The 18,958-nt window shown below is 59.6% G+C and carries 19 protein-coding genes; 1 reads left to right on the top strand and 18 read right to left on the bottom strand.

The annotated features are described in order from the left end of the window. Positions 1-10 precede the first annotated feature (10 nt). From AADA15_RS17520 to AADA15_RS17435, 18 genes are all read right to left on the bottom strand, one after another. Positions 11-1,336 carry an FMN-binding glutamate synthase family protein gene (locus AADA15_RS17520; RefSeq protein WP_341642856.1) on the bottom strand — a complete coding sequence of 442 codons (1,326 nt, stop codon included), beginning with the start codon at positions 1,334-1,336 and terminating at the stop codon, positions 11-13. A 10-nt stretch (positions 1,337-1,346) separates the two neighbouring features. After that, a complete protein-coding gene (locus AADA15_RS17515) occupies positions 1,347-2,033 on the bottom strand; it encodes a GXGXG domain-containing protein (RefSeq protein ID WP_341642855.1) in 687 nt (228 codons plus the stop codon). Positions 2,034-2,036: 3 nt separating this feature from the next. Next, the gene (locus AADA15_RS17510) at positions 2,037-2,927 is read right to left on the bottom strand and encodes a class II glutamine amidotransferase (protein ID WP_341642854.1); all 891 of its coding nucleotides are present in this window, start codon (positions 2,925-2,927) and stop codon (positions 2,037-2,039) included. Between the two features lie 193 nt (positions 2,928-3,120). Next, positions 3,121-3,759, bottom strand: a complete 639-nt coding sequence (locus AADA15_RS17505; protein WP_341642853.1) for a helix-turn-helix domain-containing protein — start codon at positions 3,757-3,759, stop codon at positions 3,121-3,123. A 277-nt stretch (positions 3,760-4,036) separates the two neighbouring features. Beyond that, positions 4,037-5,008, bottom strand: a complete 972-nt coding sequence (locus AADA15_RS17500) for a hypothetical protein (protein ID WP_341642852.1) — start codon at positions 5,006-5,008, stop codon at positions 4,037-4,039. Next, positions 5,005-5,823, bottom strand: coding sequence for a hypothetical protein (locus tag AADA15_RS17495; protein WP_341642851.1), 819 nt, complete (start codon positions 5,821-5,823; stop codon positions 5,005-5,007). The genes AADA15_RS17500 and AADA15_RS17495 overlap by 4 nt, the downstream gene beginning before the upstream one ends. Positions 5,824-5,834: 11 nt before the next feature. Further along, entirely contained in the window at positions 5,835-6,302 is a 468-nt protein-coding gene (locus tag AADA15_RS17490; protein ID WP_341642850.1) for a hypothetical protein, read from the bottom strand. Positions 6,303-6,337: 35 nt separating this feature from the next. Then, positions 6,338-7,510 carry a TMEM43 family protein gene (locus tag AADA15_RS17485; RefSeq protein WP_341642849.1) on the bottom strand — a complete coding sequence of 391 codons (1,173 nt, stop codon included), beginning with the start codon at positions 7,508-7,510 and terminating at the stop codon, positions 6,338-6,340. A 34-nt stretch (positions 7,511-7,544) separates the two neighbouring features. Further along, on the bottom strand, positions 7,545-8,165 hold the full coding sequence (locus AADA15_RS17480; protein WP_341642848.1) for a hypothetical protein: 621 nt from the start codon (positions 8,163-8,165) through the stop codon (positions 7,545-7,547). Between the two features lie 523 nt (positions 8,166-8,688). Further along, entirely contained in the window at positions 8,689-10,746 is a 2,058-nt protein-coding gene (locus AADA15_RS17475) for a putative bifunctional diguanylate cyclase/phosphodiesterase (protein WP_341642847.1), read from the bottom strand. Positions 10,747-11,098: 352 nt separating this feature from the next. After that, entirely contained in the window at positions 11,099-11,956 is an 858-nt protein-coding gene (locus tag AADA15_RS17470) for a TauD/TfdA family dioxygenase (protein ID WP_341642846.1), read from the bottom strand. Positions 11,957-11,980: 24 nt separating this feature from the next. Beyond that, the gene (locus AADA15_RS17465; RefSeq protein ID WP_341642845.1) at positions 11,981-12,772 is read right to left on the bottom strand and encodes an SDR family NAD(P)-dependent oxidoreductase; all 792 of its coding nucleotides are present in this window, start codon (positions 12,770-12,772) and stop codon (positions 11,981-11,983) included. Beyond that, positions 12,769-14,199 carry an AMP-binding protein gene (locus tag AADA15_RS17460; protein ID WP_341642844.1) on the bottom strand — a complete coding sequence of 477 codons (1,431 nt, stop codon included), beginning with the start codon at positions 14,197-14,199 and terminating at the stop codon, positions 12,769-12,771. Before AADA15_RS17460 ends, AADA15_RS17465 begins: the two co-directional genes overlap by 4 nt. Further along, a complete protein-coding gene (locus AADA15_RS17455; protein ID WP_341642843.1) occupies positions 14,199-14,783 on the bottom strand; it encodes a thermostable hemolysin in 585 nt (194 codons plus the stop codon). The genes AADA15_RS17460 and AADA15_RS17455 overlap by 1 nt, the downstream gene beginning before the upstream one ends. Before the next feature lie 89 nt (positions 14,784-14,872). Further along, entirely contained in the window at positions 14,873-16,252 is a 1,380-nt protein-coding gene (locus AADA15_RS17450; RefSeq protein WP_341642842.1) for a sensor histidine kinase, read from the bottom strand. Further along, positions 16,249-16,926: a response regulator transcription factor gene (locus AADA15_RS17445; protein ID WP_341642841.1), complete on the bottom strand. Its 678-nt coding sequence runs from the start codon at positions 16,924-16,926 to the stop codon at positions 16,249-16,251. Before AADA15_RS17445 ends, AADA15_RS17450 begins: the two co-directional genes overlap by 4 nt. An 11-nt stretch (positions 16,927-16,937) precedes the next feature. Then, positions 16,938-17,537, bottom strand: coding sequence for a DUF6134 family protein (locus AADA15_RS17440; RefSeq protein ID WP_341642840.1), 600 nt, complete (start codon positions 17,535-17,537; stop codon positions 16,938-16,940). Positions 17,538-17,738: 201 nt separating this feature from the next. Further along, entirely contained in the window at positions 17,739-17,945 is a 207-nt protein-coding gene (locus AADA15_RS17435) for a hypothetical protein (protein WP_341642839.1), read from the bottom strand. Between the two features lie 185 nt (positions 17,946-18,130). Between AADA15_RS17435 and AADA15_RS17430 the strand changes: the two genes are divergently transcribed. Continuing rightward, positions 18,131-18,928 carry a hypothetical protein gene (locus tag AADA15_RS17430; protein WP_341642838.1) on the top strand — a complete coding sequence of 266 codons (798 nt, stop codon included), beginning with the start codon at positions 18,131-18,133 and terminating at the stop codon, positions 18,926-18,928. Positions 18,929-18,958: the final 30 nt, after the last annotated feature.

Raw genomic sequence — 18,958 nt, 5'->3', positions numbered from 1 at the left:
TCGATCCGGCTTAGAAGCCGGGCTTGCCCGGGTACCAGTTGGTCCCCGCCAGCGGCACCTGGGCCATGGCGGCGGCCTCCATGGTGAGCGCGCAGAGATCCTCTGGTTCGAGGTTGTGGATGTGGTTGTGACCACAGGCCCGCGCCAGCGTCTGACATTCAAGTGTCAGCACATTCAGATAGTTGCGCAGACGGCGCCCGGCGGCCTCCGGGTCAAGGCGCGCCATCAGCTCGGGGTCTTGCGTGGTGATCCCGGCCGGGTCGCGCCCCTCGTGCCAGTCGTCATAGGCCCCGGTGGTGGTGCCGAGCTTTTGATACTCCGCTTCCCACTTCGGGTCGTTGTCACCCAGTGCCACCAGCGCTGCAGTTCCGATGGCAACCGCATCGGCGCCCAGCGCCAGCGCCTTGGCCACATCCGCGCCGGTGCGGATGCCGCCAGAGATCACCAGCTGCACCTCGCGGTGCATCCCCAGATCCTGCAGCGCCTGCACGGCGGGGCGGATACAGGCCAGTGTCGGCTGGCCAACATGTTCGATGAACACATCCTGCGTCGCCGCCGTGCCACCCTGCATCCCATCGAGCACAACAACATCGGCGCCCGCTTTTACCGCAAGGGCGGTGTCGTAATAGGGGCGCGCACCGCCGATCTTAACATAAATCGGCTTTTCCCAGCCGGTGATCTCGCGCAGCTCAAGGATCTTGATCTCCAGATCATCCGGCCCGGTCCAATCCGGGTGACGACAAGCCGAGCGCTGGTCGATCCCCTGCGGCAGATCCCGCATGCCGGCGACCCGCTCGGTGATTTTCTGGCCCAGCAGCATGCCGCCGCCGCCGGGTTTGGCCCCCTGTCCGACCACCACTTCGATGGCATCGGCGCGGCGCAGATCGTCCGGGTTCATGCCATAGCGGCTGGGCAGATATTGATAGACCAGCTTTTCGGAGTGGCCGCGCTCTTCTTCGGTCATCCCGCCATCACCGGTGGTGGTCGAGGTGCCTGCCATCGTGGCTCCGCGGCCAAGCGCCTCTTTGGCGTTGCCCGACAGCGCGCCAAAGGACATGCCTGCGATGGTGACCGGGATTTTCAGCTCAATCGGCTTCTTGGAAAAGCGCGTGCCCAGCGTCACCGAGGTTTCGCATTTCTCGCGATACCCTTCGAGCGGATAGCGGCTGACCGACGCACCCAGGAACAGGAGGTCGTCGAAATGCGGCACCCGGCGTTTGGCGCCGCCGCCGCGAATGTCGTAGATCCCCGTCGCCGCTGCCCGGCGGATCTCGGAGTTGATCTCGTTGGAGAAGGTCCAGCTTTGGCGCGGTTCGGTCTGTGGTGTCTTGTCCATGTCGCGCTCCTCAGTAGGCGTCTGCGTTGTCGATGTTGAAGTTGTAGAGCTGGCGCGCCGAGCCATAGCGCTTGAATTCTTCCGGTTTGGCGTCCGCTCCGGCCTTTTCGAGCAGTTCTTTCAGCACCTCTATGTGCTCGGGGCGCATCTCTTTCTCGATGCAGTCCGCGCCGAGGGATTTCACAGTGCCGCGTACAAAGAGCCGTGCCTCATAAAGGGAATCCCCAAGCGCATCGCCTGCGTCCCCCAGCACGACCAGATTTCCCTTTTGCGCCATGAAGGCGGACATGTGCCCAATGTTGCCATGCACAACGATGTCGATGCCCTTCATCGAGATCCCGCAGCGCGAGCTGGCGTTGCCCTTGATGTTCAAGAGCCCGCCATGGCCCGTGGCGCCAGCGTACTGGCTGGCGTCCCCTTCGATGGTGACGAGGCCGGACATCATGTTCTCTGCCACGCCCGGTCCGGCCGACCCTTCGAGAGTGACCGAAGCCTTCTTGTTCATGCCCGCGCAATAATATCCGGTAGAGCCTTTGATGGTGACATTCAGCGGGCCATCAAGGCCGCAGGCCATGGCATGGCTGCCGCGCGGATTGATGACGACATAGGCCTCGTTACCTTGCGATTTGGCGGCGGCCTGCAGGGTCGTGTTGACCTCTCGCAGATCGGAAGAAGTCATATCGAGCGTGGTGGTCATCTCTCAGCGCTCCCAGAAGTAGACGGTTGCGGGTTCAGGCTCCCAGACCTTGGCACCCTCGATATCGGGAAGATCTGCAAAGGCGCGGTATTCGCTGGCAAAGGCGACATAGTCATCGGTCTCGGCCATGACGGCGGGTTTGCAGGCGATCGGATCACGGACGACGCCAAAGCCGTTTTTGGTACCGGTCACAAAAGTGAAGAACCCGTCGAGATCCTTGATGGTACCCTCAAGCGCCTCGCCCAGGGTGGCGCCCTCGGCGATCCGGGACGAGATATAGGCCGCGCCGACCTCGGTGTCGTTCTCCGACTGGGTCACAACGCCCTTGCGCGCCAGTTTGCGGCGCATCTGGTTGTGGTTCGAGAGCGATCCGTTGTGTACCAGACATTGATCGGGCGCGGTTGAGAACGGATGCGCACCCATGGTTGTGACCGCAGATTCGGTCGCCATCCGGGTGTGACCAATACCGTGGCTGCCGCCCATCTTGCGCAGGTCAAACCGCGCGGCGACGTCCCTTGGCAGGCCGATCTCCTTGAAGATCTCCATCGAGGAGCCAATGCCCATGATGCGCAGACCTTTTTCGCGCAATGCAGAAACCACTGCCGGTTCTGCATCGCTCGGCAGGGTCAGAACGGCATGGGTGTCCAGAACCTTGACGTCCACTGACATGCCGGCGGCCTCTGTCAGGTCTGCCCCGAGGTCGGCAAAGGCCTCATCCGGCGTATCCGATTGGATGGTGATCTTGAGGCGGCCGCCGTCTTCGTCGCCATAAATCGCGATCCCGGCGCTGTCGGGGCCGCGGTCGGTCATGGTGATCAACATATCGGTCAGCATGTCACCCAGTTTCGGGCGCATCTCATCGTTTTTTAGAAACAGGCCAACGATGCCACACATAGGGTCCTCCTGAAACGGATCTACAAGGCGGGATCCACCTTTGGCATCATTACTAATGGGAAACTTTATTTCCTCATGAGAAATTTTACGCAGGGAGTTTGGTATGGCCAAAGCTTGCCGCACTCAAATGAATGGACGCTCAGGTATCGGGCGTTTTCGCCTGCTTTGGTCAAAAAATGCGCGACCAGAGAACTCAGCGTGCCTGAGGATATGTGATGATCGAGAGGTAACGGGTCGGAAATTCGCGGATTTCCTCGGGCCCATGAGGAGAATCAGCGTCAAAGAGCAATGAATCGCCGGGTTCGAGATCGTAAAGGCGGTCACCGTGTCGGTAATCGACACGTCCCTCAAGCACGTACAGCAACTCAATCCCCTCGTGCTGAAACAGGGGAAAGCGGTCAGAGGCGCTACCAAGGGTGATCAGGTAGGGTTCGACAACAACACCGGAACTGTTCGATCCGATATGGCCCAAGAGGTTGTACTGATGACCGGCTCTGGTGCCTTCCCGCTGGATTTCGACGCCCTGGCCTGCCTTGACATGCATGCAGCCGCGCTCTTCCTCATAGCCCGAGAAAAGCTGGACCAGTGGCACTTTCAGGGCATTCGCAAGGGCGGAAATGGTGCTGAGCGATGGCGATGTCACACCGTTTTCAATCTTTGACAGCATGCCCGTGGACAGCCCGGTTTGCGCCGCAAGATCCGCGCCGGTCATCCGCTGCTTTTTGCGCAGCTCCCGAACCTGCCGCCCAATTGCGACTTCGAGATTCTTGTCCCGGCTGTCCTTGATGGCATGCGGATCCTGCCCAAGAGCCGATTTCGTATGTCTTTTCAAATCTCACGATCCCCGATTTTCCCGGTCATGGCGACAAGGGGGCGTATCCAAAAGCGGCGTGACGCGATGTCGATTAGGCCAAGAAGCTTGCGCCGGTCCAGTCGTAGCGCATCGCGACGCCTTGCGCGGTCTTGCGTTTGGCAAATCATTACGCGACGCCGATGCGCAGGGAATGCCAAAATCGTGTTCTGCAGGCCAGAAGACTGATGGAACGTTGTCTTCTGGCATCAAGAGCGCCGCAAGCTCTTCCCTTTGGGTACCGTGCGCCCCGCGACCATCAGCCCTCGAAACCGGCAATATTGCCTTCCTTGACCCATGCGCTTGAACACTTGCCCCAATAGGCCATGTTCGGGGGCCAGTCTTCGGGCGTCATGGCGCAGGCCGACAGGCGTGCCTCATAGCCAAGCTGGCCGATATAGCCGTTGGCACCGTCGCCCTTGTCGGGATCAATCCAGATGATCCCCGAATAGCCGTCCTGGTAGTTGCACTCAAAGGCTGTTCCCAGATCGGAAGGAAAGGCATACCCAAGTATGGCCGCATCCGCGTCGGGGGCCGCGTAAAATGCGATTTGTCCGTTCTCGGTGCCTTCGTTGCTCAGGACTGCGCCAACCTCGCGACAGTCATGGCTGCCATAAGGGGTCCCCCCGGTGATGGGTTTCGTGGGCTGATAGAACGGAGCGCTGTCGGCACTCGGCCCGGTACGCATTTCATTCATCGCCACACCGCGCAGTTCCAGAAGGCTCGCGATTTCCGCCTGCAGAGCCGGGACGATGCATTGCAGGCTGCGGCTTGGGGATGTGCCTTGTCCGAACAGATCCAGCCATACTTCTGCGGAAGACGTGTCGTCCGTGTCCATTGGTGTCTTTACACTCAGAACGGCGCGGCCCCTGTCATATACAAACGCAAATTCATGGATGTCCCACGGAAACTCGCCCGTGCCGGGTGTCATACTAAAGGGAATATCGGCCGCTAGTCGGGCAATGGGACCGTCTGCGATCTCTGGAGTGACATGGAGTGTCAACGCAGGGGCCCCGGTTTCAGGATGGCTGCTTGCGCAGACCTTGATCTCCTCCGCATCCTCCGTGAGACACAGCACCTGTGTCGCCAGGATGTCATCGCAAAAGGCTTGCGCCATGATCGTGGACCAGAGCAGGCCAATCCCGAATGTTGTTGCCAGAAGTCGCACGTTCAGTTCTCCTTTGTGGATAAGGCCCATCGCGCAGGCTTTACCGCGCTTCGGTTTACTCATTGGATCTGCTCAAGAAATGCACCCTCAACCCATCCCGTCGCACAGGGGCCCGTGTAAGGCAGGCCAAGCCGTTCAGGGCGCAGTATGCATTCCGCAACGCCGTTGGTTGGGATGGCTACAGCAATGAAGGCGCCCCGTTGGTCGATGATATCGACGGTGTCGCCTGGTTGCAGCATCCACCAAATCGGCGTTGCAGCGTTGGGGCGTGCGGCGGCAAAAACGGGCAGTCCTTCTGGGATGGCTTGGGCCTCTACAATGCGGGCGATCCCCACGGTGGCAGATGTCGGCGTCACCAGGTCCTGTGAAAAGAAGGCTCCAATCGGCCCCCGTTCCTGCTGTGGAGGCCACAAGGCGGCTGGCTCCGCATAGACCGTGTCCGACCGGCACAGCGTTTGATCGACACGCCCGTGCCAGTGCGGAGACTGCAACCACATGTCAAAGGTGCCGTCATCCCTTGCAGTTTCGCTGACATCGTCCCAGGGAAGATGGACATGCACCGTTACCGGCTCACCCAGATCGGTGTTCCAGAAGCCGATTTCGATCTGAACCCTGTCGCCCTCGGTCCAGCGGAACCAAGTGGTGTTGGCGTCGGCGATCAGTGGCGGGTCATAGTACATGTCGCCCGATGACAGCGCGTGCCGCGTCAGCGCATAGCTTTCATCTTTTGCACAGACAGTGATCTGTTCGCGAAAGTCGGGCCTGTCGGTTGTACATTGGAATAGGATGTCGCCGTCGCATACCGTATCGGCTGCGGCGACGCTGCTCCATCCGGCCACCATGAGAGCGGTTGCCGCCTGCAAGGATATTCGGCGCATGTCACTTACCTTTATCGCGCCGCTTCGATCATTTCGATGAGCGAAGACAAGTCACTTCTTATGGTGCCGTCGTCGCAGCTGATATCGGCGATCAGAGTACCGTGCCGCAGAACATTGATCCCGCCCGTCAGCTTGGCATCTGCCGCGCGCTCGCTGCCCCACCACACTTCGTAGGCATAGCCGCCCCCGGCATCGAACGTTACGGAGTCGCTGATGAAATCGCCCATGCCGTTCCATGGCGTTGCGGTGATCGTCGCCATGTCCTGCAGGATCTCCTTCTCGATCTCACCGGTCGATTTGAAGTAGCCGTAGGCGGCTTTTGTGCCATCCTCCCAAACGGCATTGCAGACCTCGACGCCGCGGGAGCCGCCTTTGAGAGTGCAGGAGAACATTTCGGTGCCATCCAGCAGACAGTACTGCCCGGCCTGCGCCCAGCCTGCGAGGCATACCACGGTGACCGAAAGGAACATGTGTTTCATTTGAGGGGCCTTTCATAAAGGACTGAGGTGGAAAATCAGATGTCGTCGGATGTGTTCTGCGCTGACCGTCGTGCCACATGGGCGAAGATCGTGGCACCTGCCAAAGCGATCCCGAAAATCGCCAGCGACAGAACCGGACGGAAATAGAGCCAGGCCACGGCCATCGTTCCCCCGCCCACAACCAGGGTTAAGGCAAGGCTGATCAAGGACGTTACGGAGGAAGTCACCCACCCGAGAAACGGCAGAATGCTGGCCGCAACGTCAATCAGAGAGAAAAGCGCTTTGAAGCCAAGGAACAGCAGAACCATCAAGGCTATGCGCAGCAACCATGTCTTGATCTTGTTGCTGGCAGCCGCTGTCCGAAACATCTCTTCGGCGGATTTCAAGCCTTCCTCAACCAGATAGATTTTGCGCCCGTTTTGCGCCGTGTAGGGAACAAGGCCACTGCCGCGCTGCACGCCAACCACGCTGGCCTCGTCTATGTCCGAGGTCAGATAGCTGATCCGCAGATCTCCAAGCTGTGGGGCCGCGACGCTGTCGCTGAAAACCACCTGTCCGGCAACCAGTCTGGCTGGACGCTCCAGGGACAGGGCAAGGTCCAGTGCGCGCGCCTGATCCGCCGTCAGCAGCATGGGGAGGGCGCCGCCCAGGTCAGAAATCTCATCAGTCACGGAAAAGGCGCCAATCTTGCCCTCTTCCTGACGGATCACCCGAGGTCTGATGGGCAGTGGGGGGGTCATGTGACCTTCGGAAATCCGAAACTCCGCCCCGCTGGCTGGCGAGTCGGTCCAATCCATCCGATATGTATATTCCGTGGTCTTTTCTTGCCCGCCGCCAAATCCGGTTTCAGTTTTGGTTCGTTTTTCTTCAATCCATGCAAACTGTTCCACCACGCGTTCCAACCGCACGGTTTGCGTATTCGCAGCCACTCCAAGAGCGGTATCGACCAGTGGCATGGCAAGATTGAGCGGCCCGTTGATATGGACAAGGTCGCCTTCGTGCGCCGGATCAAGTGCGCTGCTGTCCAACGGGACGACCAGCTCTGACCCTTCCGCGAGCGACCGTGCCGTGCGCACCGAATTGCCTTCGTTCCAAAACAGAAAATAGACCGCGATACCGATAAGGCTGATCCCCAGCCCGACGCCCTTTATGGCGTTTTTCAAACGTGTGGCAAAACCGACATGCGTGGTTTCCGTAAAGTGAGACACCGTTCAACCCTTTCGCTGGCGTTGGGAATTGCGCTCAGGACTCTTTACCAAAGCCGAGAGACTTGATGGCCTCGGCCACATCCGCCATGGTCGGCCCGGTTGCAATCTGAGCCGCGGGCACGCCAAGCCAGTCGTTGATTGTCTGAGCGGTCAGAAGATGGCGTTTGCTCGTCGTAAACCCATGAGACAACGGCACGCGATTCCGGTTCTGAGCGGCGCCAGTCACCACACAAAGCCGATACGTGTAGCTGGGATGCAGCCGGTTGGTGCTGCGCTGGTTCCGTTTCAGGTCAACGTCCGCTTGTCTAACCTCGCTGAGCTTGATCACCTGTTCGCGCGTTCCGTGCATCATGGTTTTTCGAAGCGTCAGAGAGTTGCCTGGGCGGTCGAACACAGCCTCCGTCGCGTGATAGACAAGCCATAAAATACCCCCACCTATGAAAACGACCGCTGTCGCGACGACCCAGCCAGCGGGAAACCCGGCAAAGGCCGCAACCAGATTGACCGCCGCGATGGCAAAAAGGAGTACGCACAACACGGACGAAATAATCCTTGTTGTGCCCTTCAGGACGAGGCGGTCGTTTTGGATGAGGTCGATTTTCATCAGGTGGGTCTCAGGTGCTGAAAATTGCTTTTTGAAACTGGCAACCGCCATTCTTCCGGATCGAAATACGATCCAGTCAAATGGCAAACTCGTCACTCAATTCGTGGCTGCCGGTGCCATAGCCAGTGCCAGAGCGGAGATAGTGAATTCGTTCTTCTTCGTGTTCCTCCATTGGTCCTCGTTGTCGGCGTTTGATAGCTGTGCGTCTGCGGCAAAAACACATGGAGAATTCTCCATGTTCCCCGCAGCCGCGACCTGTGCCGTCACAGCCGGTAACAGAGGATTCGATGGCTGTTTCGGCCAGTTGGTGTGTATGGGATCGAAAAAGAGGTGACTGCGATGTCTGCAACGCAATAGATACCAAACCTTGCGAGCCACTTGGCCACAAGCTCAGTTCCGTGCTCACAGTGCATTTGCGCTTCCCGCCCTTCATGCCGACAGATCACGTGTGTTTTGAAGGGTTTCCAAACCTTAGATGCTCCGAAAAAGGGTGCGCTGTTCACGTTTTCATCAGACCACAGTGCATCTGAGCTGAACATTTCTGCCAGTTTTTCGGCCGAGTGCTCCCGGAGGGCTATGCGGCGCTTTCTTCGTCAATACCTGTTGGGTGACAGACAATCCGGCGTATTGCCTCTCGGGTCATGGGGCGTCCGAAATAGAAGCCCTGAACCGAGTCGCAGCTTTCCCCTCGCAGGAAGCAGAGCTCGTCTTCGACTTCCACTCCTTCGGCGAGAACCGGAATCTCCAGTGCTGCTCCCAGAAGCAAAGTCGAGCGCACGATCGCGGCGCTCTGGGCGTTCTTGTGCACGTCCTTTACAAAACTGCGGTCAATCTTGATCTTGTCAAAGGGAAAAGTCTGCAGCATCGAAAGCGACGAATACCCTGTGCCGAAATCATCCATTGCAATTCTGATGCGCTGTGCTTTCAGCTTGTGCATCACTTTCAGTGTATGCGCCTGATCATCGATAATGCTGGCTTCGGTGATTTCCAGTTCCAGGCGCTGTGGATCCAGACCGGTCTCAAACAAGTTGTCCATCACGTCTTCGACGAAAGAGGGCTGAACCAGCTGCTGGGGCGCCACGTTGACGGCAATGCTGTAAGGATGATCCCATTTCGCCGCTTCGCGGCAGGCTTCCCTCAGAACCCAGGCGCCGATATCGCGGATCAATCCGGTTTCCTCTGCCACCGGAATGAACTCGTCCGGCGAAACCCGTCCGCGCTTGGGATGGTTCCACCGCAGCAGCACTTCGAACCCAACGGGTGACAGCGTATCCAAACTGTTCTGGAGCTGGAAAACCAGTTCGAATTCGTTGTTTTGCAGCGCCTGGGGGAGGTCGTGTATGAGCTGTGTCTTGTCCCGGCTGCGGCGATCCATTTCTTCGTCAAACAGGCAGATCGGCATTTCAGCTTCCGATTTGGCCCGGTGCATTGCCACATCTGATCTATGCAACAAATCATTGGGATCACGCCCGTCTTCCAGCGTCGTTGCAATCCCGATGGATGCCCCAACGCGCAAAGAGAGGTCTTCCAATTCTATCGGCTCTATAATTGCGGCATGCAGGCGTTCGGCAAAACTTTTGACCTCTTCGATGCGACGAAACCCGGTTTTTATCGCAACAAATTCGTCAGCCCCCACCCGCGCGATGCATTCTCCCTCACCTGTCTGTGCTGTCAACCGCGAGGAAACCCGGCGCAACACTGCATCCCCCATCGAGTGTCCGTGCAGGTCATTCACTTCCTTGAAGCGATTGAGGTCGATGGTCAGGACTGCTGCCCGCGCAGTTTCATCCTCCTTGAACTGGATCTCCAGTGCATCCAGCTTGCGGTTTAGCCACATCCGGTTGGGCATGCCTGTCAATGGATCATGTAGGGCTGCATGGCTGAGCTGCGAGCGGGTCTCACCCTCGAGACTGACTTCGATACTGGCGGAAGCCAAGGCAATCAGCAGAATGATCCCGGTCACACCAGAAATCAGCATCGCGAGGGCTGTGTCCGAGATCATCTCGGCCGGCACCTCAACCGCAGAATCAAGGCGTATCTCAATGGCGCTCATACCAGTGAAATGCATAAGGCAGATCGCCAGCATCATGGTGGTGGTCGGCAAGACCCGTCCGACCAGCCCGCCAAGCTGTTTGACGATCAAACTATAGCTGAGAGCACCTAAGCCTGCACCCACAAGGACAGAGGCGACGAGATGCGGCCAGCTCCACACAATCGTCCCGGGCAACAGGTAAGCGCTCATGCCTGTATAATGCATCGCCGCAACGGTCAGTCCGAACACCGCGCCAGCGGTCGGCGCCCCAAAACGACCGGGCGCATAGGCCAATACAGCGTTAGCGGCTAGTGATCCGAAAATCCCAACCAGCAGCGATACACCAGTCAGAACCGGTTCATAACCATGCGCATAGCCCGGATTGTACGACAGCATCCCGATAAAATGTGTCGACCATATTGTTGCCCCGGTAATCAATCCGGCCAGTGGTAGCTGGACAAGGCGACGCATGCCCTTCCATTGCGTCAAACGGCTGGACATATGCGTAGATAACAGCGAGCCGATGACGCAAATAAATGCGGCCACCGCGACCAGGCCATGGATATGATCCTGGACGATACAGTCCAACAGGCGATACATGTACCAATTCCCCAGGTCTTGTTTACTCCAGTCATTTGTCGCGTTCATCGATTAACAAACAACTGTAAACCATCCCAAAATGGGCAAACATGTGTACCATTCTAATCTTTAATTCATGATAATCGTCTAACGTTGACCTCTCCTGTTGGATCGCTCGTGTGTTCTGCTCTGAAAGCCGGATCGTTTGAAACCGGAGTTTTCGGCTGGGTTTGCGACACGGGGAGAGCCGGGGACCTCGAGGAAGGAATTGAAGTCATGGAGGCGCGAAAAGGCCTGCCGTGGCTCCAATGTGGCACTTTGGTGCGGCCCAGGGGCGAGGTGCAATCACGGCACGTGGCGGCAGGCCCAGAGATCAGATACGGCCCATGCCGATGAACAACTGACGGTTCCTGTCCCTGATCGCACGGCGCCCATGCATGATGCGCGTGTTGTCCAGCACGGCGATGTCGCCATCCTGCCAGTTGATCTCGGTTGTGTAGTTTTCGGCCAGGTCGCGCAGCTCTTCGATTTCTTCTGCGGACACGAGGGACCCATCCGCAAGCCGGTAGACCGGCGCTTCATAGTTGTGTGACGGCCCCAGAACCGCATTGGCAAAACCCTGACCGCCAGACAGGCTCGATGCGCGCACCGGCTGCAGGGTGAGCAGATAGGTCAAGGAGCCGTCCCCGTGCAGCTCAAAGTCCTGGTTCGGTACGGCCGCCTTGAACTGAAGGATATGCTCCTCGGTCACCTCGTCCGGCGAGGACAGCGCAGGGTGCTCGTTGGCCAGATACCTTTTCCACAACGCCTCCGGCAGGCGCCGCGAAACGGTCATCGGCTGCTCCCAGCGTTTTTTTTGCGCCGCGCTCATACCGTTCCAGACATCCTGCCCGTCGCAGATCGTTGTTTGCGAGCCTTCAAAGGCCGCGCGCGCGGCGAAGAAGGTGACGATGTCCGGGCAAACTGGTGTGTTGCCGTTTTCGATGTGCAGGCCGATGGGGCCAAGGCCGGCGTCGACCTTTTGCGTGTTCTCCTCGCTGTATTCCCGGGCCGGATCAAAGGTGATCGAGCGGCACAGGTTGGCGGTCAGTGCGCTGAAGCTGCCCATGTCGACCTCAAATCCGCGCAAGAGCGCCCAACCGTCGGTGTTCAGATGCGCCTGCACCTTTGCGATGTCGGCTGCGCCGATGGCCGCGCCGGAGGTGGGCGCGCGCAGGACGTTGTAAGTCATTGGTTCGGTCCTTTTTCTTGAGAGTCAGCTGCGCCGCCGGGTTTCCAAGGCGGCCAGGGTTCGGGGGGCGCGGGCCTGCGCGCCGACAGATCTGTCGATCAGTTTCGGGAAGAGACGCTGGAGTGCCACAAAGAAGCGTTCTTTGCCCCTGGGGAAAGCCTCTCGTTTTCGGGCCTCGATGGCATCCCAGGCTTCGGTCGCGACCTTTTCTGCACTGTCGAGTGTCATTTGCAGCGGCTCGATCAGAGGGGCGAACTCGGCTTCGGCCGCCGTCCGGGTGGCGCGCGGCGCGACATATGTGACGGCAACGCCGGTGCCGGACAGCTCGCGCCGCATGGCATCGGAAAAACCGCGCAGGCCGAACTTGGTGGCCGAATAGGTCGCAAAGAAAGGGTAGGCGATGTCACCGAATACGGAGCCGATGTTGACGATGCGTCCCTGTGCGGTGCTAAGGGCCGGCAGCAGATCGCGAACAAGCGCGATCGGGGCGACCAGGTTGGTCTGCGCCATGGTTTCGAGGTCCTGATCGCTCAAAGACGCGATGGGACCGACCGAAAGGTAGCCGGCGTTGTTGATCAGGATGTCCAGCCGACCGGCGACCTGTTCCGTCAATCGGAGCCTGTCTTCGGGTTTGGACACATCCGCAACGCGGATGGCATCCTCGCCGAGCCCGGCCAGTGCTGCGGTTTCCCTTAGTGTGGCACGGGTGCGGCCGGTGATCAGAGGCCGATATCCGCGGTGCACCGCTTCGACGGTCAAGGCCCGTCCGATGCCAGAGCCGCCGCCCGTGATGAGGACGGTTTTCTTCTGTGTCATGAGGCAAGGCTTTCTCGCTGAGGCGGGAGTTTCGCGGCATCTCGGGAGTTGATAATCCGGGCGGCCACAGTGCGATCTGGCGTCCCGGCTGGGAACAGCAGACCGGGTTCATGTGGCGATGTCAGAACCGCGCCTGTCGGGCGCGCATAGGCGGGGAGATCGGCAAGGAGAGAGGCGATCTCGGGTAGGGCGACGGGGGCAGTGGCTGCAACGACAATCACCAATTCGCCATCTTCCCGCAGACCCAAGGCCGAGGCGACGACCCGTGGATCCGCATTCACGCGTTGCTCTACCCATTCGGGCGAGATGTTGCGCCCGTTTGGGCTGACCAGCACCGCGTCTTTGCGTCCCTCTACAATCAGGCGGCCTTCTTCGATCCGTCCCAGATCGCCCGTGTGCCAGCGCAAGGGGGGCGGGGGGGCATTCAGGTAGCGGCTCATCACGGTCGGGCCTGAGACGGTGATTTCTCCATCCAGTATCACCACGTCGAGACCATCCAGGATCTCGCCCGCCGTACCGATCCGGTTCGCGCCGGGGCGGTTCATGGCCACCACTGCGCAACATTCCGACAGACCATAGCCTTCATGTACGGGGACGCCGGTGGCCCAGGCCTGATGCAGCAGTGCTGGAGCGCTGGCGGCGCCGCCCACTGCGACAAAGCGCAGACTGTCGGGGGCCTGCTGTCCACGGCGCTGCAGATCCGCAACCCAGCGGCCGAGAAGGCCCGGCACGAGGAGGCTGGTCGTGGGGCGCTCACGTTCAAAAGCCTCTGTCACCGTCGATGTCTCGGTTCCAAACAGAGCGCGGGTGGCGGCGAAATCAAAACGGGTTTCGGCCCCGGCCAGGATGGGCAGGTAGATGCCGCAAATCTGCTCCAGCAGTTGCGCAAGAGGCAGGATCGACAAATGCCGATCCTTCCGGGTGGCCCCGACCAGGGGCTGCAGGCCGGAAAGCGAAGCCATCAACTGCTGTTCGCCGATCACCACGCCCTTTGGGGTCCCGGACGAGCCCGAGGTGTAGATGATCCGCTCACTGCCTCCGGCAGGAATAAACGCGCTGGGGCGGGTCGGTACGTCAGCGTCAGCCCGGATGATGGGCAGGGGGGCAAAGCCTGCGGGGTGGTCGGTGATTATCGCCTGAGCGCCTGAGTCGCGGATCACATGGGTAATCTGATCCGCGCTGAAAAAGAACGGCAAAGGGACCTGACGTCTGCCGGTTAGGGTCAATGCCAGGTCAGCCACCACATAGGCGCAACCGCCAGAATGTCCGATGGCAATGCAGGCGGGTGCACCTTCCAGCGTTTGCGCCAGAGCCGCGACACGCGCGGCCAGTTCGGCCCAGCTCATGGACTCACCGTTGCCGGTAAAGGCGGTGGCGTCCGGGCGATCCTGAGCGTGGCGGGCCAGTGCGTTGAAAACGGGCTGCATCAGAAGGCCCTCCGCTCGGGGGCGGGTCGCGGCTTACGCGCAACACGCGCCTGGTTGTCGGTGCTGTCGAGAACCGCACAGACCCAGGGGGCAGTGGTGTAGTAGCTGCCCCAGATTTGCGGGTTGGTCAGACGGCTGGGGTCGGCAGCAAAAAGCGGTGTATGGCTCAGTCCTGTGCGGCGTAGCAGTCTGCGCAGTGGCCCGGTGGCCGTGAAAACGCCGCAGATCATGCCGCGCTCCCGTCCCCACTCAATGATGCTGCTGAGCACCGACAGCACCGGGAAAGGAGAGGTGGAGGCCAGCGAGGTGACCTCCATGATCTGGCTTTCGTCAATCGACAGTCCGGTGTGTATCAGCAGCGCGGTCGGAAAATCGCTGTCGAGGTAGCAGTCCGAAAAGAAACCGTCTTTGGCAGTTCGAATGCCGGCGGCGCAGAGGGTGTCGCCTTTGGCGTTGAAGGCTGCGGCAAGGAGGGGAGGAAAGCTGGAAATGCTGGCGCCATAGGTTTGAGCATAGACTTGCCGGACATGGTCTTCGGCTCTGACCCGGTCTGGATGGGTCGCCGTCAGGAACTCGATTCGCATCAACTGCCTCGTATGAACTGTTTCACACGGAGGAGGTGCCCGCCGAGACTTACAGCCCGCTTACAGGGCGCATTTCTTTTGGAACCGTGTCACCGAGGTGTGAGCGCAGGGACGTGAAGCGAGAAAATGCTGCCGCCGCCGGGACGGTTCGCAACTCGGATCTGCGCGCCATGCGCCTCGGCCACGGACTTGACGATCGCAAGGCCCAGCCCGGATCCTTCGCTCTTCGCACTGCCCTTGCCCCGCTTGAAACGGTCAAACATCGCGGCGTGTTCTCCTGATGGGATACCTGGGCCACGGTCTTTCACGTCGAGGGTTGCTGCGGCATCATCGAGGTGAAGTTCGACCTCTGATCCTGTCGGGGCATAGGCGAGGGCGTTGCGCACAAGATTGTCTATCGCAATCTCCAAAAGACCTGGATGCCCTTTCACGGGGAGGGTCTTGGCGCCGGTGACGGCAAGGGATTTCCCCATCTTGATTGCCTCGGGGCCCCGGTTGCAACATACCTGCAAGGCCAGCTTCCCGAGGTCCGTCTGTTCAAAGGCGGCAGGTGCAAGCGCATCCGCCCGGGCCAGATCGATCAGCTGCTCGAAAATCTCTTCGAGGCGCCGCAGATCCCGTTTCAGCTGAGCGCGCAACTTTGGGTCCTCGGCCAATTCGACGCGTGAGCGCAGCACCGCCAGGGGGGTTCGCACTTCATGGGCGACATTGGCAGAGAACGCCCGCTGTGCCCGATAGCCCTTTTCGAGGCGCGAGAAGGCCCTGTTGACGGCCTCGACAAGAGGGGTGATTTCGCTTGGCAGACCTTCGGTGGACAGGCGGCGGTCTGGGGTGTCCGGCCCAACCTCGCGCGCTTCGTTCTGGATCTGGCTCAAGGGGCGAAGCGTAAGCCGTGCTGTCAGCAGCGCTGAGGCAAGCACCAGAAGGGATCCGAGCAGAACCCACTGCACCTGCTCTTCCAGCTCATGCCACATATCGCCCAGAATTGTGGTGTCGGTTAAGGGAGCGTAGGCCGAGGCCAGCACGCATATCCGCTGCCCGGAGATTTCGCCGCACAGCCCCATGCCACGCCGTTCGCCGGGGAGCGGAACGTGCTGCGCCGAGCCAAGGGGCAAAGAGGCCAAAGCGCTGCGAATGGACGGGCTGTCCTCGCTGCCGACCACGGTTCTTGTCTGGTCATCAAAAACCGTATAGCGGTACGCCCCGGATGCGCCCCGAAACCGCAGCGCATCAGGGGAAAAGCCAAGGTAGGGCTGATCCGGTTCGGCCTGTATCAGCACTTCGTTTGCCTCACGTCTCAGAGCGTCATCAAGGCTTTCCTCGAGGTGTTCAAAGAATTCATAGATCATGACCGCAGCCGCCAGCATCACCGCAGCAAGCAGTGCCAGCATGATATTGACCGTGAGCTTGCGATGAAGCGAGCCGGTCGTGCCAAAGGGCGCGCGCAGGACGGCGAGCCAGGACCTCATTGGCCGTCATCTTCCATCAGATACCCGATGCCCCGCAGGGTGTGTACGCTGACCGAGGCCTCCAGATCTTTCATCTTTTTGCGTAGCCTGTGCATGGCCACCTCGATGGCATTGGGCGTTGGGGGCTCATCAAATCCGTAAAGCGCGGTCTCAAGCGTATCTTTGGACAATACCCGGCCTTTGCGGCGCATGAAAATTTCGAGCAAGTCCAGCTCCCGCCGGGAAAACTGCGCGGTCTTTCCGGCAATCTCGACCGAGCGGTCCACGGTGTCAAAGGTGATATTGCCCATCTCCAGCTTGATGCCAAGGGCCCCGCCGGGGCGGCGCAGCACGGCACGAATACGCGCAAGCAGCTCAGCCGCATCAAAGGGTTTGACGAGGTAATCGTCAGAGCCCGCATCCAGCCCCTCGATCCGGTCTTCCAGCGCATCGCGGGCAGTGCAGATGATCACCGGGGTGTTCGCATTCGCCTGTTTGATCTGGCCAAGCACGTTCAGGCCTTCCATGTCGGGAAGGCCCAGATCCAAAATGACCGCGTCATATCCAAAGCTGCGGGCGGAGTGCACGGCATCCTCACCGGTTGAGACCCAGTCGACCACAAAATCGCTTGCCCGCAGGCTGGCGCAGGTGTTCTGTGCCAGCCGTTCATTGTCCTCAATGTAGAGAAGCCGCATGGCCTCCGATCCTATTTGCGCAGGTAGGTTACGGTAGAGCCATCATCAGCCTTGAAAGAGACATGCGCAAGGTTGCCATCGCTGTCATACCAGACGTCGCGGTCCAGATCGCCCGAGATCCGATAGTGGTGCGCCATGACGGTCCCGCGACGTGTCGGCACCGCCTGATCGCCAAGATCGGTCACTTTCACGGACATTATCCGCCCGTCGATCGTATTCAGGAGCGTGTGGCTTTTCACGATTGCGTCGTTCCACAGGCTGGCCGGCAATATGCCTGTTCCGGGTTGATCGAGCTGATGCGCGGTGCCGTTGTCATCGGTAGCCGAGCGGATTGTGGTCATGCTTTGCCCGTTCCAGCGTTCGGAGCTCTTTTGCTTGAACACATATGCATTGATCCGCAACAGGGGGAGCTTGACGGCGATGTCGGTCTGGACATTCACGGAATAGCTGCTGGGTGAACCCGAAAACGTGTAGCTGTGATCGCCGATATCCTTTCCTTTGCGGATCACGTCAAACCTCAGAGCACCCTTTGCAGGCAGGGAGGACGCAAGACCAGGCGCAGCGGCAGATGCGGCCAACAAGAAGCTTCCCAGAAAACTCACGATACGCACGCCAAACTCCTTCTCTGATTGGGTGTTGCAAAGCGGCAGATATCCTTGGCGACTTACGTGAACCTTACGCGACCAAACGGGCATGCCCGTGTCAGTGCTCTGGTCGCGTCGGCTTCCCGGAACCGTGCCAACCGACAGGCTGTTGGGAGGGTGTGCTGAACAGTTTTTCCCGAGTGCTGATCAGCAGTCTTGTCCTACACATCACATGCCGTCGCGCAGGACGACAACGCCATTGACCTGGGGACTTTGGTCCTTGAGTCCGAAAGCGATGAGACCTTGGTTCAGAACGGCTAAGTGGCGCAATCCGGGCGGCAGGCGACCCGTGTCGACACGGCCATCCGGGATATCCCTCAGGCCATTAGCACTGTCGGGCAAGACCAGATCGAGGATCAGAAACCGCGCACCCACTTGATGCGCTCAGCTATACCTCTTGAACAAACGTCAATACCTTCGGTTTTGACAGCCGCTATGACGCGGTCTACCTGCGCGGCTTTGCGGCCCACTACAACGGCCTGTTCAGAGACGGGCTGCGTCAGGTAAACGGTGCCTTCGCATGGTATCAGAACCACCCCTAGGGTTTTGAGGCGGTTTCGGTGCTGAAAGGCCCGTCGTCATCGATGTATGGGGTCAGCGTCCCGGGCGGGATCGTGAATGTGGTGTCAAAGCGTCCCAAGGGCACGCCCTTCAACGAGGTACGGCTTACCCTTGGCACCGATCAGCGCCAGGAGCTGGCCTTTGATTTCACCAGGCCGGTTGGAGTTGGACGGCTCAGCTACCGCCTGACCGGAGTTCTGCGCGACGCCGGTACACCGCTGGAAGGCTATAGCGACGATCTGGCGATGATCGCGCCTAGACTGACCTATCAGTTGACGGACCGGACAAGGATCACGGTCTTGGGCGAATATTCCTCATCCACACGCGGGGGGACAGCCTCCTACTACAACCCCTCTGACGGGGTGGCCTCCAACACATACATCGGCGATACCGCCTACAACGATTTTGTCAATGACCAGTGGCGTGTCGGATATGAGATCGAGCATGAACTGACCGCAACCATCACCCTGCGCCAGAAGATGCGCTATTCCGAAGTTGATGCGGACCCTCAGTTCAGCGGGATCTATGCGGCGGGCACCGGCTTTGGGCGGTATCGGGGACATTACCTCGAGAATTCAGAGAACCTGATGATCGATACAACCCTAGAGGCCGGGTTTGCCACGGGAGGTATGGATCACAGGCTGGTGGCGGGTTTCGACTACGGAAAATCCTCTTGTGATGCCTACTACGGAGGTGTCGGCTACGTATCTGCGGCGGCGGTTCAGCCCTACTCCGGCGGCCAGGATATGGACCAGAAAGGGATCTACCTGCACGATCAGATCCTGGTGGGCCGCTAGACCACCTTCCTCAGTGCGCGTTATGACTGG

The organism is Phycobacter sedimenti (assembly GCF_038148855.1).
Lineage (GTDB): Bacteria > Pseudomonadota > Alphaproteobacteria > Rhodobacterales > Rhodobacteraceae > Phycobacter > Phycobacter sedimenti.
This window is presented reverse-complemented; position numbering and strand designations above follow the sequence as displayed.

Bases quoted from the DNA above. Each gene is read 5' to 3' on its own strand.
- AADA15_RS17520 (WP_341642856.1), bottom strand. From the start codon at position 1,336: ATGGACAAGACACCACAGACCGAACCGCGCCAAAGCTGGACCTTCTCC.
- AADA15_RS17515 (WP_341642855.1), bottom strand. From the start codon at position 2,033: ATGACCACCACGCTCGATATGACTTCTTCCGATCTGCGAGAGGTCAAC.
- AADA15_RS17510 (WP_341642854.1), bottom strand. From the start codon at position 2,927: ATGTGTGGCATCGTTGGCCTGTTTCTAAAAAACGATGAGATGCGCCCG.
- AADA15_RS17500 (WP_341642852.1), bottom strand. From the start codon at position 5,008: ATGAGTAAACCGAAGCGCGGTAAAGCCTGCGCGATGGGCCTTATCCAC.
- AADA15_RS17495 (WP_341642851.1), bottom strand. From the start codon at position 5,823: ATGCGCCGAATATCCTTGCAGGCGGCAACCGCTCTCATGGTGGCCGGA.
- AADA15_RS17490 (WP_341642850.1), bottom strand. From the start codon at position 6,302: ATGAAACACATGTTCCTTTCGGTCACCGTGGTATGCCTCGCAGGCTGG.
- AADA15_RS17480 (WP_341642848.1), bottom strand. From the start codon at position 8,165: ATGGCGGTTGCCAGTTTCAAAAAGCAATTTTCAGCACCTGAGACCCAC.
- AADA15_RS17475 (WP_341642847.1), bottom strand. From the start codon at position 10,746: ATGTATCGCCTGTTGGACTGTATCGTCCAGGATCATATCCATGGCCTG.
- AADA15_RS17470 (WP_341642846.1), bottom strand. From the start codon at position 11,956: ATGACTTACAACGTCCTGCGCGCGCCCACCTCCGGCGCGGCCATCGGC.
- AADA15_RS17465 (WP_341642845.1), bottom strand. From the start codon at position 12,772: ATGACACAGAAGAAAACCGTCCTCATCACGGGCGGCGGCTCTGGCATC.
- AADA15_RS17460 (WP_341642844.1), bottom strand. From the start codon at position 14,199: ATGCAGCCCGTTTTCAACGCACTGGCCCGCCACGCTCAGGATCGCCCG.
- AADA15_RS17455 (WP_341642843.1), bottom strand. From the start codon at position 14,783: ATGCGAATCGAGTTCCTGACGGCGACCCATCCAGACCGGGTCAGAGCC.
- AADA15_RS17450 (WP_341642842.1), bottom strand. From the start codon at position 16,252: ATGAGGTCCTGGCTCGCCGTCCTGCGCGCGCCCTTTGGCACGACCGGC.
- AADA15_RS17445 (WP_341642841.1), bottom strand. From the start codon at position 16,926: ATGCGGCTTCTCTACATTGAGGACAATGAACGGCTGGCACAGAACACC.